The organism is Streptomyces sp. ME02-8801-2C (assembly GCF_033793965.1).
GTDB lineage: Bacteria > Actinomycetota > Actinomycetes > Streptomycetales > Streptomycetaceae > Streptomyces.
Genome location: NZ_JARAXP010000007.1, coordinates 101333 through 117540, shown reverse-complemented (window position 1 = coordinate 117540; position 16208 = coordinate 101333). Strand labels below are relative to the sequence as shown.

General features: G+C 71.9%; 14 protein-coding genes and 1 pseudogene. 8 read left to right on the top strand and 7 right to left on the bottom strand.

The window, feature by feature from the left end:
* Positions 1 to 53: 53 nt before the first annotated feature.
* Positions 54 to 1205 carry an acyl-CoA dehydrogenase family protein gene (locus PV396_RS23490; RefSeq protein WP_319207592.1) on the bottom strand — a complete coding sequence of 384 codons (1152 nt, stop codon included), beginning with the start codon at positions 1203 to 1205 and terminating at the stop codon, positions 54 to 56.
* A gap of 74 nt (positions 1206 to 1279) precedes the next feature.
* On the opposite strand from PV396_RS23490, the gene PV396_RS23485 reads away from it, so the two are divergent.
* The 3 genes from PV396_RS23485 to PV396_RS23475 all read left to right on the top strand — a co-directional run bounded on the left by PV396_RS23485 (position 1280) and on the right by PV396_RS23475 (position 3783).
* Positions 1280 to 1939 (top strand): TetR/AcrR family transcriptional regulator, encoded by a 660-nt coding sequence (locus PV396_RS23485; RefSeq protein ID WP_319207590.1) that lies wholly within the window; start codon positions 1280 to 1282, stop codon positions 1937 to 1939.
* A 72-nt stretch (positions 1940 to 2011) separates the two neighbouring features.
* On the top strand, positions 2012 to 2743 hold the full coding sequence (locus tag PV396_RS23480) for a winged helix-turn-helix domain-containing protein (RefSeq protein WP_319207588.1): 732 nt from the start codon (positions 2012 to 2014) through the stop codon (positions 2741 to 2743).
* Between the two features lie 101 nt (positions 2744 to 2844).
* A complete protein-coding gene (locus PV396_RS23475) occupies positions 2845 to 3783 on the top strand; it encodes a DMT family transporter (protein ID WP_416071467.1) in 939 nt (312 codons plus the stop codon).
* 201 nt (positions 3784 to 3984) lie between these two features.
* On the opposite strand, the pseudogene PV396_RS23470 reads toward PV396_RS23475, so the two are convergent.
* Positions 3985 to 4212: pseudogene (locus PV396_RS23470) on the bottom strand (sortase domain-bontaining protein); the annotation flags it as partial.
* Between the two features lie 225 nt (positions 4213 to 4437).
* Between PV396_RS23470 and PV396_RS23465 the strand changes: the two are divergent.
* Entirely contained in the window at positions 4438 to 4692 is a 255-nt protein-coding gene (locus tag PV396_RS23465) for a hypothetical protein (RefSeq protein WP_319207586.1), read from the top strand.
* Between the two features lie 39 nt (positions 4693 to 4731).
* On the opposite strand, the gene PV396_RS23460 is transcribed toward PV396_RS23465, so the two are convergent.
* The 5 genes from PV396_RS23460 to PV396_RS23440 form a co-directional block, all read right to left on the bottom strand.
* Positions 4732 to 5256 carry a hypothetical protein gene (locus PV396_RS23460; protein WP_319207584.1) on the bottom strand — a complete coding sequence of 175 codons (525 nt, stop codon included), beginning with the start codon at positions 5254 to 5256 and terminating at the stop codon, positions 4732 to 4734.
* 228 nt (positions 5257 to 5484) lie between these two features.
* On the bottom strand, positions 5485 to 6705 hold the full coding sequence (locus PV396_RS23455; RefSeq protein ID WP_319207583.1) for an MFS transporter: 1221 nt from the start codon (positions 6703 to 6705) through the stop codon (positions 5485 to 5487).
* Between the two features lie 65 nt (positions 6706 to 6770).
* A complete protein-coding gene (locus PV396_RS23450; RefSeq protein ID WP_319207582.1) occupies positions 6771 to 8210 on the bottom strand; it encodes a citrate:proton symporter in 1440 nt (479 codons plus the stop codon).
* 122 nt (positions 8211 to 8332) lie between these two features.
* Positions 8333 to 10600 carry a molybdopterin oxidoreductase family protein gene (locus tag PV396_RS23445; protein WP_319207580.1) on the bottom strand — a complete coding sequence of 756 codons (2268 nt, stop codon included), beginning with the start codon at positions 10598 to 10600 and terminating at the stop codon, positions 8333 to 8335.
* Between the two features lie 166 nt (positions 10601 to 10766).
* Positions 10767 to 11384, bottom strand: a complete 618-nt coding sequence (locus PV396_RS23440) for a TetR/AcrR family transcriptional regulator (RefSeq protein ID WP_319208402.1) — start codon at positions 11382 to 11384, stop codon at positions 10767 to 10769.
* Positions 11385 to 11504: 120 nt separating this feature from the next.
* On the opposite strand from PV396_RS23440, the gene hmgA reads away from it, so the two are divergent.
* The 4 genes from hmgA to PV396_RS23420 all read left to right on the top strand — a co-directional run bounded on the left by hmgA (position 11505) and on the right by PV396_RS23420 (position 16198).
* Positions 11505 to 12848 (top strand): homogentisate 1,2-dioxygenase, encoded by a 1344-nt coding sequence (gene hmgA / locus PV396_RS23435; RefSeq protein WP_319207579.1) that lies wholly within the window; start codon positions 11505 to 11507, stop codon positions 12846 to 12848.
* 27 nt (positions 12849 to 12875) lie between these two features.
* On the top strand, positions 12876 to 13625 hold the full coding sequence (locus tag PV396_RS23430) for a GntR family transcriptional regulator (protein WP_319207577.1): 750 nt from the start codon (positions 12876 to 12878) through the stop codon (positions 13623 to 13625).
* Positions 13626 to 13652: 27 nt separating this feature from the next.
* On the top strand, positions 13653 to 14828 hold the full coding sequence (locus PV396_RS23425; RefSeq protein WP_319207576.1) for a type ISP restriction/modification enzyme: 1176 nt from the start codon (positions 13653 to 13655) through the stop codon (positions 14826 to 14828).
* Positions 14829 to 14995: 167 nt separating this feature from the next.
* Positions 14996 to 16198: a CaiB/BaiF CoA-transferase family protein gene (locus PV396_RS23420; protein ID WP_319207575.1), complete on the top strand. Its 1203-nt coding sequence runs from the start codon at positions 14996 to 14998 to the stop codon at positions 16196 to 16198.
* Positions 16199 to 16208: the final 10 nt, after the last annotated feature.

The window sequence follows — 16208 nt, the reverse complement described above, 5'->3', positions numbered from 1 at the left end:
AGAATCGGCGGACGTGGCCCGCGCCACATCCGTCGACATACTCAGGAACGTACTCAGAAGGCCGATACGCCCGTCAGCGCGCGGCCGATCAGCAGTTTCTGGATCTGGCTCGTGCCCTCGTAGAGGGTCATCACGCGGGCGTCGCGCAGGAGCTTGCCCGCCGGGTACTCGTCGATGTAGCCGTAGCCGCCGAACACCTGGAGGGCGTTGTTCGCGGCGCGGACGGCTGCCTCGGAGGCGAAGAGCTTGGCCTTGGAGGACTCGGTCGCGAAGGGCAGACCCCGGTCGATCAGGTCGGCGACCCGCCAGGTCAGCAGCCGGGCCGCGTCGACGTCCACGGCGATGTCACTGATCAGCTCCTGCACGAGTTGATGCCGGGCGATCGGCCCGCCGAACTGCTCACGCTCCCCCGCGTACCGGACGGCCGCGTCGAGGGCGGCCTGGGCTATCCCGACGCACCCGGCGGCGACCGACATCCGTCCCTTCGCGAGCGCCGACATGGCCACGGAGAAGCCCTTGCCCTCAGGGCCCAGCATCGCGGAGGCCGGCACACGGACGTCCTCGAAGACCAGTTCGGCGGTGGCCTGACCGCGCAGCCCGAGCTTGCCGTGGAGAGTGCGGCGGGTCAGTCCGGGGGTGTCGGTCGGCACGAGGAAGGCGGAGACGCCCTTGTGGCCCGGGGCGTCGGTGGAGCGGGCGAAGAGCAGGACGACGTCGGCCCAGGTGCCGTTCGTGATGAACATCTTGGTGCCGTTGACGACGTACTCCTCGCCCTCACGCACCGCCCGTGTGGTGAGGTTGCCCGCGTCGGACCCGGTGCCCGGCTCGGTCAGCCCGAAGCAGCCGACGTACGTACCGGAGGTGAGCCCGGGCAGCCACTGGCGCTTCTGCCCCTCACTCCCCCAGTGGGCGATGGTCTTGGCCACCAGCCCCAGGGACACGGAGACGATTCCACGCACCGAGGAGTCCCCGCGGCCGAGTTCCTCGGTCACCAGGCAGTAGGAAAGATGGTCGCCGCCCGAGCCGCCGTACTCCTCGTCGACAGTCAGCCCCAGGAAGCCGACCTCGCCGAGTTTCTTCACGATCGACCGGTCGACGTTCTCGGCGCGGTCCCAGGCGACGACGTTCGGGGTGATCTCCTGGTCGACGAAGTCCCGGGCGAGCCGCTGGACGGCGGTCTGTTCCTCGCTCAGTTCCAGGTTCATGACGGGCCCCACCTCATAGGATCGCATTTAAATTAGCACTGCTAGTTTAAAGCCGCAGCCCTACTATGTGCGCCATGGCCCGACCGCGCAAGCCCCTCCTCAGCACCGACCTGATCGTCGAGACGGCACGGGCGCTGGTGGACACGGAAGGACTGGCCGCCCTGTCGACCCGACGGCTCGCCGCCGAACTTGGCGTCAGTGGGCCGTCCCTCTACAACCACTTCCGCACGAAGGACCAGATCCTGGAGGCGGTGGCCGACTCGGTGAGCGGGCTGGTCGACCTGTCGATGTTCGAGCGTGGCGACGGGGGCGAGGGCGCCCTCGACTGGCGTACCGCGCTGCACGACTGGGCCGTCTCCTACCGGGCCGCGCTGCGCGACCATCCGAACATCGTTCCGGTGATGGCCCTCGGTCCCGGCCGTCGACCAGCGGGCCTACGGGTCGCCGACGCCGTCTACGGCGGGATGGTCGAGGCCGGCTGGCCGCCCGCCCAGGCCACCTCGATCGGCGCGCTGATGCGGTACTTCATCATGGGCTCCGCGCTCGGCTCCTTCGCCGGGGGCTTCGTGGACGACGAGAGCGCGTACGACCCGGCCGACTACCCCCATCTCGGCCAGGCCCACCTCCTCTCCGATCAGCAGGAGAAGATCGACGAGCGCGCCTTCGAGACCGGCCTGACGGCACTGCTCGACGGGCTGGCACAGCAGTACGAGCAGCTCGGGCGACCGCAGTAGAGAGCCGGGCCGCCCTTCCGCCGCGCGCACACTTCGGTGGGCGCCGAAATGTGCGTACCGCATGCTGGGCCCATGAGCACGAGGGATGCGAGGAGCGCGCGGGCACCGGGCCTGGCGTCCGGTCTCGCGGCGCTGGCCGGGCTGCTGGCGGACGAGACCCGGGCCGGGTTCCTGCTGGCGCTGCTGGACGGGCGGGCGTGGACCGCCGGGGAGCTGGCACGGTACGCCGGGGTCGCCGCGTCGACGACGAGCGAGCACCTGGGCAAGCTCGTGGCCGGCGGGCTGCTCACCGAGGAGCGTCAGGGCCGGCATCGTTACGTGCGGCTGGCCGACGCCGGTGTGGCCCAGCTCGTCGAGGACCTGGCCGCCCAGGTCGGGCCGGCCGCGGCTCAACGCCCGCGCACGCTGCGCGAGTCGGGTGCCGGGTCCGCGATGGCACGCGGCCGGACCTGCTACGACCATCTCGCCGGACGGCTCGGCATCGCCCTCACCGACGCGCTGACCGGGCGGGGGCTGCTGCGCCAGGACACGGGCTTCGCGCTCACGGACGCCGGGCTGCGCTGGTTCGCCACGGCGGGCATCGACCTCGACCGCGCCGGTCGCCGACCCCTGACCCGAGCCTGCCTCGACTGGACCGAACGCCGCCCCCACCTCGCGGGCACCGCGGGCGCGGCCCTGTGCCGGCGCGCCCTGGACGCGCGCTGGTGCGAACGCATCGGCTCGGAACGGGCGGTCAGGGTGACCCCAGAAGGGGAACGCGCGTTCAACGAGCTTCTCGGAATCGAGGCAACGGCGTTGCGCTGAGCGGCGGTGAGCACCGTACAGCCGCAGGCCCGAACAGGCATACAACCGCACGCCCGGAAAATCGCGCGCCCTCTTCGTCCTTCCTCCCTAGCCTCTGGAGCATGATGACCTCCCTTTCGCCCTCCCGTCCGGTCTTCCGAGCGGAGGTGCTCGCCGCCGTCGCGGCCTGTGTGACCGTGGTGCTGTGGGCGTCGGCGTTCGTGTCGATCCGCAGTGCGGGAGCCGCGTACTCGCCGGGCGCGCTGGCGCTCGGGCGGATGCTCGCCGGGTTCGTGACCCTGGGGGCCATCTGCCTGGTCCGGCGGGAGGGGCTGCCGCCCCGGTCGGCCTGGCGCGGGATCGCGATCTCGGGAGTGCTGTGGTTCGGCGTCTACATGGTCGTCCTGAACTGGGGCGAACAGCAGGTGGACGCGGGGACGGCCGCCCTCGTGGTGAACGTGGGACCCCTGCTCATAGCCCTGCTCGGCACCCGGCTGCTCGGCGACCCGATGCCGCCCCGGCTGCTCGCGGGCATGGCGGTGTCGTTCGCGGGCGCGGTGACCGTGGGCCTTTCGATGTCGGGCGGGGCCGGCACCTCGGTGCTCGGGGTGGCGCTGTGTCTGCTCGCGGCGGCGGCGTGGGCCACCGGCGTTGTCGCGCAGAAGCCGGCGCTGGCCCGGGCGAGCGCCCTCCAGGCCACGACGTTCGGCTGTCTGGTCGGGGCCCTGACCTGTCTGCCGTTCGCCGGGCAACTGGTCGGCGAGGTGGCCGACGCGCCGCTCTCCGCCACCCTCAACATGATCTACCTGGGCGTCTTCCCGACCGCGCTGGCGTTCACGACCTGGGCCTACGCCCTGGCCCGTACGACGGCCAGCCGCATGGGGGCGACCACGTACGCCGTACCGGCTCTGGTGGTGCTGATGTCCTGGCTGGCGCTGGGCGAGGTGCCGGGGCTGCTCACCCTGGCGGGCGGTGGGCTGTGTCTCGCGGGCGTGGCGGTGTCGCGGTCCCGGGCGAAGGTGGCGGTGGGGGCGGTGCCCCCGGACCCGGGTGCGCGCTGAACTCGCCTGTCCTCGAACGCCGGACGGCTTATCGCGTGGCGGTGAGGTGCGCGTACACCACGATGTTGCCGGTGTAGCCGGTCCGTCGGTCGTAGCCGCCGCCGCAGGTGATGAGCCGCAGCTCTCGGGGCGGGCGCGGGCGCCGTACACCTCACGGCTGGGGAAGTTCGCCTTGTCGTACGTCTTCACGGCGTCGACGGTGTAGACGGCCGTACGCCCGTCCACGCGCCGGAGTTCGACCCGCCGCCCGGGCGTGACCGCGTCGAGCCCGATGAACACGGCGGGACCGGCACGGGTGTCCCGATGCCCCACGACGATCACCGTGCCGTTCTCCCCGGGCGACGGACCGTCCGCGTACCAGCCGACCAGGTTGGAGTTGTCGTCCGGGGGCGCGGTGAGCTGCCTGTGGCGGTCGAGGCGCAGATCCACGACCGGCGCCTCGATGCCGAGGTACGGGAGGGTGAACGTCGTGGGGCGGGAGCGCGGGCGGGCGTGGCGGGGCCGGCGCCTTCGGGCGGGCTGTCGGTGGGGTCGGCCTGGCCGGCCCTGGCCGGCTCTTCGCGGGTCCGGCCAGGCCGGTTCGGCACGGCGGGCGGGGTTGGCGGGGTTGGCTCCGGCCGCCCCTGAGCGGGTCCGGGCGCCCGGGCCGGCCCGGTGGACGATGGTGGCCCGGCGGCCCCTGACAGCTCCTTCGCGGGCCCGCCCGCCGGTGCCGTCGCGGCCGGATCCGGTCGCCGCTCCTCTGCCGCCGTCCCCGCCCCGGCCCTCTCGCCGTTCCCGGCGGACGGCGCGACCAGGGTGCCGTCCGTGGCGGTGACGGGTGCGGGGGCGGGCTCGTCGGCCCGGGACCAGCAGACGCCGCCCACCGCCAGGGTGACGGTCAGGACGACCGTGCGGGTGAGGCGGTAGGCGCGCGTCCGGCGCCATGGCCGGCGCCGACGGGCGGGGTCAGGCCGCGCCATCGGCACGTCGGCGCCTGCGGAGACAGACGACTCCGCCGACCACGATCAGGCCCACGGCAGCCGCACCGGCGACCGGCGAGAACGCCTCCGCCGGGGCCACACCGCCGCCGCCCGCGGGCACCCCGCCGTGCGGGCCGCCATGGCCTCCACCAGGCCCGCCGGGGCCACCGCCGGGGCCGCCCGGGCCGCCGGGCGGGGTCGGTGTCGCGGTCGGGTTGCCGAGCGGGCAGTCGACCTGGAACACCTTCTGCTTGCCCGCGCCGTTGCCGCCGACGATCTTCCACGTCAGCTTGTACTGACCGTCCGGCAGCGAGAGGGGCATGGTGTGGCCGGTGCCGTCGGGCTCCAGGTCGATGGTGTCGTTGAGGGTGGCGCCGTTCGCCTCCAGGGGCTGGGTCTCGATGGACCACTCGATGTCCTGGCCGTCCGGGAGGTCGTCGAAGTTGAACGCGGCGAGGTAGAAGTCGCCGACCTTCGGCTCGTTGCGCTGGTCGGTGAAGGGCGTACCCATCTTGTGGATCTTGACGTCTCCGTTGTCGCCGGGGGCGGCGACGGCGGGGGTCGCGACAGGGCGGTGCCCGCGAGGGTCAGGGCCGCGAGTGCGGCGCCGCGAGCGCCGGATCGGCGTGGACGGAGCGAGGTGGTCATGCGCGGCTCCTCCGAGTCAGAAGATTTTCATACCAATCCAGCTTCTTCAGACTCTCTTTCACATAAGCGCCCACAACGGCGGAAGCACGCCCTACGCCCCGTCGGACACCACCCTCTTGGCCCTCTCCCGCTTCTCCGTCGGCGCCGGTGGAGCCGACGAGCGCGCGGCGATGCCCGACGACAGCAACAGCAGCGCGCCGAGCATCACGAAAGGTGCCGCCCCGCCCGTGACCCCGGCGACCAGACCCGCCGTCGCGGGCGCGGCGACCTGGCCGAGCCGGTTGCCGGTCAGGCGCAGCGCGAGGGCGGTGGAGCGGGCGCCGGCCGGAGCGGCCTGGACGACCGTCGTCATCGACAGCGGCTGTCCGACGCCCAGGCAGAAGCCCAGGGCCGCGAGCATGAGAGCCAGCCCCCACACCGGCACCGGCAGCGCGATCCCCGCGCAGAGCAGCGCCGCCAGCAGACAGGTCACGGTGAGCAGCAGCCGGCGGCCGAGCAGCCGCAGCAAGGGCGTCAGCACGAGACGGCACGCGATGGTGGCCGCCGCGCGCAGTCCGAGGAGTACGCCGATCACCGCCGGTGCGATGCCCCGGTGTTCGCCGACCACCGGAAGGTAGGCGGTGAGGATGTCCGTCGCGGACAGCACGGCGAGGCTGACGAAGATGCCCGCGGGGACTCCCCGGGTGCGCAGAATGCGGCGCACGGGGACGCGGTCGCCTTGTTCCGTACGGGACTTGACGGCCGTACGGTCCTCGACGCGCCAGAGCGACGTGAACGACAACGCGGCGACCGCGCCCGCGACCAGCAGGGCGCGGGCGCTGGTGCCGGCCATGTCGTGGCCGCCGATCAGCGCGCCGGCCGCCATCGGGCCGATGAACTGGCCGAGGGAGACGCCGATGGTGAAGTGGCCGAAGTTGCGGTCCTGTTCGTGCGGGGCGGACCGGCGGGCGACGAGTGACTGGCCGCCGATGACGAAGCAGAGGTGACCGAGGCCCATCACTCCGCTCCACGCGGCCATGGCGGGCAGGGAGCCGGCGGTGGCGCCCAGCGCGCAGCCGCCCGAGATGAGGATCGCGCCGACGGTCAGCAGGGGCGCACAGCGGCCGTGGTCGGTACGGCGGCCCAGCGGTACGGCGGCGAAGAGCGGGAGCAGTGCGTACGCGGCGGCGATGACGCCGATCGCCCTCTCGTCCGCGCCCAGCGCGAGGGCCCGGTAGGAGACGGCGGGCCGGGCCATCGACACCGCCCCCTGCGTGAAGCTGAAGGCGATGACGAGGCGGAGCAGCCAGCCGCGGTTCCCACCGGGCCTCATAGTCGTGTCCTTTCGGACGGATGCGCGGTTCGGACGTGAATCCGATGACGTGGATCAGACGTGGATCAGATGAGCCCGAACAGGATTCCCGACCCGAGGATCGCCAGCGATGTCAGCACGGCCCACTTGACGACGAACTTCGTATGGTCGCCGAACTCGACCTTCGCCATGCCGACGAGAACGTATACGGCGGGGACGAGCGGGCTGGACATGTGCAGGGGCTGGGCGATGAGGGAGGCGCGGGCGATCTCCAGCGGGGAGACGCCGTGGGCGGCGCCGGCCTCGGCGAGGACCGGCAGGACGCCGAAGTAGAAGCCGTCGTTCGACATGAAGTAGGTGAGCGGGATGCTCAGCAGGCCGGTGACGAAGGCCATGTGCGGGCCCATGCCGTCGGGGATGTTGTCGACGAGCCAGCGGGCCATGTGGTCGACCATGCCGGTGCCGGTGAGGACGCCGGTGAAGACGGCGGCGGCGAAGACCATGCCGGAGACGTTGAGGACGTTCTCGGCGTGGGCGCCGAGCCGGGCCTTCTGGTCGGGCATGTGCGGGAAGTTGACCGTCAGGGCGAGCGCGGCGCCGAGCAGGAACAGCACCGGGATCGGCAGCCACTCCATGATCATGGAGGTGAGGAGCGTGACCGTGAGGAGCGCGTTGAACCAGTAGAGCTTGGGGCGCAGGGTGGCGCGGTTCGGGTCGAGGACCTTCAGCATCCGGTCGTCGTCATCGTCCGTGTCGCTGTCGACGGGGCCCTCGCCGCCCGAACCGCCGGTGGACGCGGCAGGGTTGCCCGCACCGGATCCGACGGCCGACTTGGCGCCCGAGCCGGCGCCGACGAGCACGGTCTCCGTCTCCTGCTCCGGCTCCTCCACCAGGACCGCGTCCAGCGTGAGCACGCCGAGCCGCTTGCGCTCGCGGCGGCCGAGGACGTAGGAGAGCGCGATGACGAAGGCCAGGCCGACGGCGAGCGCCGGGATCATCGGGACGAAGATGTCGCTCGCGTCCAGCTTCAGGGCCGTCGCCGCACGGGCTGTCGGGCCGCCCCAGGGAAGGGTGTTCATCACACCGTTGGCCATCGCGGCGACGCCGGTCATCACGACGAGGCTCATCTTGAGGCGCTTGTACAGGGGGTACATCGCCGAGACCGTGATCATGAAGGTGGTCGAGCCGTCGCCGTCGAGGGACACGATCGCCGCGAGGATCGCCGTGCCGACGACTATGCGCAGCGGGTCGGCCTTGGCGAATTTCAGGATGCCTCGGACGATCGGGTCGAAGAGGCCGACATCGATCATCACACCGAAGTAGACGATCGCGAACATGAGCATCGCCGCGGTGGGGGCGAGGCTGGTGACGCCGTCGATGACGTAGTCACCGAGCTTGGCGCCCTTCCCGACGAAGACACAGAACAGTGCCGGGATCAGTACGAGCGCCGCGATCGGCGACATCTTCTTCATCATGATCAGGACCAGGAAGGTCGCGATCATCGTGAAGCCCAGGATGGTCAACATGAGTGGGTTACCTAACGTTCGCCCTTGAACTCCCACCGGAGTCGGCAGTGCGTTGACGTTAGGGCGCTTACACAAGCCTTAACAAGACGTTGACGTGCGAGCAATAAGCGCAAAACTCCAGGTCACAGCGTTGTGCCTGCTGGCGCGAGGTCGATGGGTACACCATTCAGTACGGCGTTGCCCGACAGCGGGTCCAGCAGACTGCCGTCGAGGACCTGGTTGATGTTGACGCCGGGGTCGACCGCGGCGTGCGTGAGCCGGGTGCCCGGCCGGTCGTGTCCCCACCCGTGGGGCAGGCTCACGACCCCGCGCCGGACGACGTCGGTGATCTCGGCCGGGGCCACCACTTCTCCCCCGGCGCCCTTGACCCGTACGGGGTCTCCGTCCGCGACACCGAGCTGGGCGGCGTCCTCGGGGTGGATGTGCAGGGTGCAGCGGTTGGAACCGCCGGTGAGCGCGGGCACGTTGTGCATCCAGCTGTTGTTGGAGCGAAGATGCCGGCGCCCGATGAGCACGAGGCCGGTGGGGCGCTCCCCCAGGGCGTGACGCAGGCGCGGCAGGTCGTCGGCGATGGGCTGCGGCAGGAGTTCGATCCTGCCGCTGCGCGTCTTGAGGGGCTGCGGCAGACGGGGCTTGAGCGGTCCGAGGTCGATGCCGTGCGGGTGGGCGAGCAGTTTCGTCAGGGTCAGCCCGTCCGGCCGTACGCCGAAACCGTCGCCGTACGGGCCGAGGCGGAGCATCAGGTCGAGGCGGCGCTCGGGGCCGGTGTCGCCGTCCAGTTCCTTGGCGAGGGCTTGCGGATCGCGGCCGTGGACCGGGGAATGGGCTTCCTTGACCGCCTTGCCGAGGGTCTGGTCGATGACCAGGGCGTCCACGGCGGCGGGGTCGGCGCCGTGCATGCCGGTCGCGGCCAGGACGATCCGCGCGAGGATCTCGGTCTCGGCCATCCTGCCCGGTTCCAGGGGTACCGCGGGGCGGTTGTAGCGGACCTGGTTGCGGACGGCGAGGGTGTTGAAGGCGAAGTCGTGGTGCGGGCTCTGCGAGGGCGGGGGCGGCGGCAGCACGACGTGGGCGTGGCGTGAGGTCTCGTTCAGATAGGGGTCGACGCTCACCATGAAGTCGAGCGAGTCCAGCGCCTTGTCGAGCCGGTTGCCGTCCGGTGCGGACAGGACGGGGTTGGCGGCGACGACGATCAGGGCCCGGATCGGCTCTCCCTCGGTGGTGGGGGTGTCGATCTCCTCGGCGAGCGCGGAGAGCGGCAACTCGCCCTTGACTTCCGGGTGTTGACTGACCCGCGAGTACCAGCGGCCCAGCGTGAACCCGTGGCTGGGACCGGCCGGCCGGGGTGTCCTGTCGGTCGCCGCCTGGGGGAAGAGGGCACCGCCGGGCCGGTCGAGGTTGCCGGTGAGGATGTCGAGGACGTCGACCAGCCAGCTGGCGAGGGTGCCGTGCGGGACGGTGCAGCTGCCGATCCGGCCGTAGACGGCGGCAGTTGGGGCTGCGGCGAGTTCACGGGCGAGGGTGCGGATGGTACCGGCGTCCACGTCACAGGCCTCGGCGACGGCCTCGGGCGTGAAGTCCTCGACGGATGCGGCCAGTTCGTCGAGGCCCTGGACGTGGGGCGCCAACTCGCCCAGGTCGACGAGGTGTTCGTCGAACAGCACGTATGTCATCGCGGCGAGCAGCAGGGCGTCCGTGCCGGGGCGGATCGCGATGTGCCGGTCGGCGAGCCTGGCGGTGCGGGTGCGGCGCGGGTCGATGACGGTGAGCGTGCCGCCGCGCGCCCTGAGCGCCTTGAGCTTGCCGGGGAAGTCCGGTGCCGTACACAGACTCCCGTTGGACTCGAGGGGGTTGGCGCCGATGATCAGCAGATGGTCGGTGTGGTCGAGGTCGGGTACGGGGATCGCGTTGGCGTCTCCGTAGAGGAGCCCGCTGGAGACGTGCTTGGGCATCTGGTCGACCGTGGAGGCGCTGAAGACACTGCGCGTGCCGAGACCGGCGAGCAGGACCGGCGGGTAGAGGGCCCCGGCCATGGTGTGCACGTTGGGGTTGCCGAAGACCGCTCCGACGGAGTTCGCCCCGTACCGCTCGACCACGCCCCGGACGCCGGCGGCGACGGCGTCGAAGGCCTCCGCCCAGCTCGCCTCGCGCAGCTCGCCGTCCCGTCGCACGAGGGGGGTGCGCAGCCGGTCGGGGTCACTGTCGAGGGCCCCGAAGGAGGCGCCCTTGGGGCAGATGAAGCCCTTGCTGAACACGTCGTCGCGGTCACCCCGGGCCCGGGTGACCCGTCCGCTCTCGATGGTGAGCGTCAGTCCGCAGGTGGCCTCGCACAGGGGGCAGACACGCAGGGCGGTGCGGGATTCGGTGCGGGTGTCGATGGGGCTGGACACGGGTCCTCCCGGGTGGGTGGCGGCAGCGGTGACGCGCGATCGCAGCCGAGCATACCGACCGGTAGGGATGGTGGGGAGGGGTTGCGCGGGCCCACCTCGGCCGCACCCACCTCGTCCACACCCGGGAATCCGCCAGGGAATCCGCCCGCGAATCCCCCCGTGAACCTCAGTCGAGCACCCTCGACAGATACGCCCGCAGCAGCTCCCGCATCTCCCCGATGATCCGCTCGTCCCCCTCGGGGGCGACCCGGAAGGCCAGGTGGATCAGGGTGTCGGCGGTCTCGGTGGCGACCAGGAACGTACGGCGCAGGTCGTCGTCAGGGGCGCGGTCGAGAACGCCGGCGAGGAGGGTGGTGAGGGTGTCAGCGACGCGGTGGTTGGGTTCGGCGTCGCGTTTGCCGACCGGGATCTGGTTGCCGAAGTCGACGAGCGAGAAACCCGGCGCGGTCCGTTTCATGGCCAGGTACTCGTCGAGCACGGCGTCCATGGCCACCCGCCACCCGCCGCCGCTCTGCTGCCCGAGGCGTTCGGTGACGCGCGTGGTGAAGATCTCCAGGTTCCGCTGGGCCAGCGCGTCCGCCATGGCGCGCTTGTTGCCGAAGAAGCGGTACACGGAGCCTATGGGGACGCCGGCGCGGATCGCCACCGCCCGGGTGCTCAGGGCGTCGTAGCCGACCTCGTCCAGGAGGTCCGCACAGGCGTCGAGGATTCTGGTCAGCCGTTCGGCACTGCGCCGCTGTACGGGCGCACGACGTAGCGAGGTCGCTTGGGGCACAGGCCTCATCATGCCGCTCCGCGGCGGTCCGGTGAACCGTGCCCCTCACTTTCCCCTCTTGCGCCCACGAGGGCGGAATCCTACGGTGAAGCATAGGAATGAGGGCGAGGGAGCGAGAGGGAGCACGGGATGGGCGAGAACGCGCGGAAGGCCGCCGAGGTGGCGGGCAGCCTCACGGGGCTCTTGTCGCTTTCCGGTTTCGGCAATGAGCACAGCTCGGAGGCCGTCCCGGGCGCTCTCCCGGAGGGCCGCAACTCGCCGCAACGCGCTCCGCTGGGCCTCTACGCCGAGCAGCTCAGCGGTACGGCGTTCACCGAGCCCCGCGCCCACAACCGCCGTTCCTGGCTGTACCGCATCCGCCCCTCGGCCGCGCACCCCCCGTTCACGCCCACCGGCAATGGCTCGATCCGTACGGCCCCCTTCACGGAATCCGTGCCCGATCCCAATCGGCTCCGCTGGGACCCGCTGCCCGAGCCCCCGGCCGGGACGGACTTCCTGGCGGGCCTGTGGACCCTCGGCGGCAACGGCGACGCCGCTCAGCGCAGCGGCATGGCCGTGCACCTCTACCACGCCAACTCCTCGATGGAGCGGGTGTTCAGCGACGCCGACGGGGAGCTGCTTATCGTCCCGGAGGACGGCGGACTGCTGCTGCGCACCGAGTTCGGGCTGCTGTACGTCGAACCGGGCCAGATCGCGCTCCTCCCGCGCGGGGTGCGCTTCCGGGTGGAGCTGACCGACGCCTGGGCCCGGGGGTACGTGTGCGAGAACTACGGCACCCCCTTCCGGCTCCCCGACCTCGGGCCGATCGGCGCCAACGGGCTCGCCAACCCACGGGACTTCCGGGCGCCGGTCGCCGCGTACGAGGACGTCGAGGGTCCGGTGGAGGTCGTCAACAAGTTCTGCGGCAACCTCTGGACCGCCGTCTACGACCACTCCCCGCTCGACGTCGTCGCCTGGCACGGCAACCATGTCCCGTACGCCTACGACCTGCGCCGCTTCAACGTCCTGGGCACGATCTCGTACGACCACCCGGACCCGTCGATCTTCACGGTGCTGACGTCCCCGTCGGACACCCCCGGGCTCGCCGGCATCGACTTCGTCGTCTTCGCGCCGCGCTGGCTGGTGGGCGAGGACACCTTCCGGCCGCCGTACTTCCACCGGAACGTGATGAGCGAGTACATGGGGCTCATCGAGGGCGCGTACGACGCGAAGACGGCCGGGAAGGGGGGCTTCGTGCCCGGGGGCGGCTCGCTGCACAACATGATGTCCGCGCACGGGCCCGACCGGGAGACCTTCGACCGGGCCGGTGCCGCCGAGCTGCGGCCGCAGAAGGTCGACGACGGGCTGGCGTTCATGTTCGAGACGCGCTGGCCGGTGACCCTGACGGCACAGGCGGCACGGGCGGAGCATCTGCAACCCGGGTACGACGACGTGTGGTCGGGCCTCCAGCGGCACTTCCACCCGTTGCACTGAGCGTTCACGACCGGTACGGATACCTCCGTGACCTCCTTCGCCCCTGACTCGATCGTCCTGAACCGCAAACTGCCGCTCTGGTACCAGGTTTCGCAGTCCCTGCGCGCCTCGATCCTCGGCCGCTCGGCCCGGGACCCGCTGCGGCTGCCCACCGAGGAGCAGTTGGCGGGTCACTACGGCGTGAGCGTGCTGACCATGCGGCAGGCGCTCAAGGAGCTGGAGGACGAGGGACTCATCAGCCGCCACCGCAGGCGCGGCACGTTCATCGAGCCGGACGCCCGGCGAGGCGTTCCCGTACGGCTGCTCGGTTCGGTCGACGCGATCGTGGCGCAGCAGTCCGGTATGACGACCCGGCTCCTCGACCACGGCAGCGCGCCCGTGCCCGCCGAACTCGCCGAGTACTTCCCGGATCTCGCGGAGGTGGCCACGTACCACCGGCTGCGCGGCGACGAGGAGACCGGTGAGCCGACCAACCACGCCCGCAACTACGTCCGTCCGGAACTCGCGGAGCGCATCGACCGGCACGACCTGGTCCGCTGGCCGATGACCAAGGTGCTGCGGGACGTCGTCGGCATCGACATCAGCCGCATCACGGACACGGTCGAGGCCCGCCTCGCCGACCCGGAGACGGCCCGGCTGCTCCGGGTCCCCCTGCTCAGCCCGATCCTGCACTACACGGGTGTCGCGTACGACGACACGGGCCGGGTGCTGGACGTGGCCGTCATCCACTACCGGGGCGACCGCTTCTCCTTCACGGTGACTCTCGACGCGACCTGAGACAGGGAGAGGAGGGGGCGTCGTACGATGCCCAGCGTGCCGCACGACGACGACGCTCCGCTGCTCGCGGACCTCATGCCGTGGTCCGTCGCACCGCCACGGCTGGGCCGGGGGTGGCCGACGGCCCCGGACGCCGCCTCCCTGAAGGCACGCTGGGACGCCCTGCTGAAGGCCGAAGGACCGGACCGCGACACCCTGTTCGAGCCGACGCGCGCCCGCACCACGCACTCGGCGGTCGGCCAACTCCCCGGCGGGGCCGGCGGCACGGAGAAACTGGCCCGCGCCCACGGCCCCTGCGCGGAGCCGGTACGGGTCCTGCGGGCGCCCTTCGACGAGCAGTGGCTGATCCCCGACCACCGGCTGATCGACTCGGCCCGCCCGGAGTTGTGGCGGGTGGCGGACGACCGGCAGGTGTTCGTCGTCGAGACACCGACCGCGCCTCCCGGCTCCATGGGCCCACTCCTGCTCGCCTCGTCCCTCCTCCCGCTGGCCCGCCCGGGCCGGGTCCGCCCCCTCTACCGGCGGCCGGAAGGCACCGAACCCAACCTGGCCCCGGGCCTGTTGGACCACCTGACCGACCGCCTGGGCCACCGCCCCGACCCGGTCGACGTCCTGGCCTGGGTCCTGGTGGCGGTACGGCCGGGGTTGGCCGTACCGCTCACCGCCGACCCCGAGCTCTGGTCCGAGGGCGTCGAGTTGGGCCGCCGGATGCTGTGGCTGATGCGCCGGGACGGCCAACGCCCCAAGTTGCCCGGCGGCCGGCGCCCGTACGTACGGTCCCCGTTGCCCTCGCGCCCGGTCGCCGTCCACTACGACCGCGACGAGGAGACCCTCCAGGTCGACGACGGCCGGATCTCCCCGGTGCCGCCCGAGGCCTGGGACTTCGAGGTGGGCGGGGTGAAGGTGCTGGAGCAGTGGCTGGCGGTGCGCGTCGAGGACGCGGCCGAGCCGGGAGTGCTGGAGGCGATCAGGCCCGCGACGTGGCCGCAGCCCTGGACGTCGGAGCTGCTGGAGCTGATCACGGTACTGGCGCTGCTGGCGGAACTGCGTCCGCGACAGGCCGAGTTGAGGGTGAGGGAGCCGATCACCGCGGCGGGCCTGCGGACGGCGGGCGTACTCCCGGTACCTGACGGGTCACGCCGCCCGGCGTCGGTCCTGGACCACCACGAAGAGGGCCCGGAGGGCCAGTTCACGTTGCTCTGACCTCGCCCCCGCCGCCCCTACCCGTCCCATCCCTGGGGGCTGCGCCCCCAGACCCCCACTGTCGCGCTGAACGCGCTCGTCCTCAAACGCCGGACGGGCTGAAAATCCAGCCCCTCCGGCGTTTGAGGAGCGGGGGTTCGGGGGCAGCGCCCCCGAGGAAAACCGGCATGATCGGCCGCATGGAACCCCTTCCCCTCACGGGCCTCACAGTCGTCGCCCTCGAACAAGCCGTCGCCGCCCCCTTCGCCACCCGCCACCTCGCCGACCTCGGCGCCCGCGTCATCAAGATCGAGCGTGTCGACGGCGGCGACTTCGCCCGCCACTACGACACCGCCGCCCACGGCCTCGCCTCGCACTTCGTGTGGTGCAACCGAGGCAAGGAATCCCTCGCCCTCGACGTCAAGGACCCGCGCGGACTCGCCGTCGTACGGCGGCTCGTCGCCGACGCCGACGTGTTCGTGCAGAACCTCGCCCAGGGCGCCGCCGCCCGACTCGGCCTCGACGCGGCCACCCTGTGCGCCGCGCACCCCCGGCTGGTGGCCGTGGACATCTCGGGGTACGGGGCCTCGGGCCCGTACGCGGGAAAGCGGGCGTACGACATGCTCGTGCAGTGCGAGGCGGGCCTGGTGTCGGTGACCGGGACGCCGGAACAGACGGTGAAGGCCGGGATCCCGGCGGCGGACATCGCGGCCGGCATGTACGCGTTCTCGGGGGTGCTCGCGGCGCTCGTACGGCGGGGTGTGACCGGGCGGGGCGGGCCGGTGGAGGTGTCGATGCTGGACGCGCTCGCCGAGTGGATGGGGCACCCCCTCCACCACGCGATGCACGACGGCACGCCCCCGGCGCGCACCGGCCTCGCACACGCCGTCATCGCCCCGTACGACGCCTACGCGACGGCGGACGGCGGACGGGTGCTGCTGTCGGTGCAGAACGACCGGGAGTGGCGGCGGCTGGCCGGACAGGTGCTGGGGCGGCCCCAGTTGGGGTCCGACCCGGCGTTTGCGACGAACGCTGCACGGGTCGCGAACCGGGAGCTGACGGATTCGCACGTGGCCGCGGCCCTCGGTGCGCTGGACGCCGACGAGGCCGTGGCGCGGCTGGACGGCGCCGGGATCGCGTGCGCGCGGCTGAGGGACGTACCGGAGGTGGCGGAGCATCCGCAGTTCGCGGCCCGGGACCGGTGGCGGGAAGTGGGTTCACCGGTGGGGCCGTTGCGTGCGCTGCTGCCCCCCATCACGCTGCCGGGCGGGGACGAGGCGCGGATGGGTGATGTGCCCGCGCTCGGGGAGCACACCGATGCGGTGCTGCGTGCCGTGGGGATGACGGGCGAGGAGATCGCAGCACTGCGCCGGGACGGTGTGGCCGCCTGAGCGCGGGCCC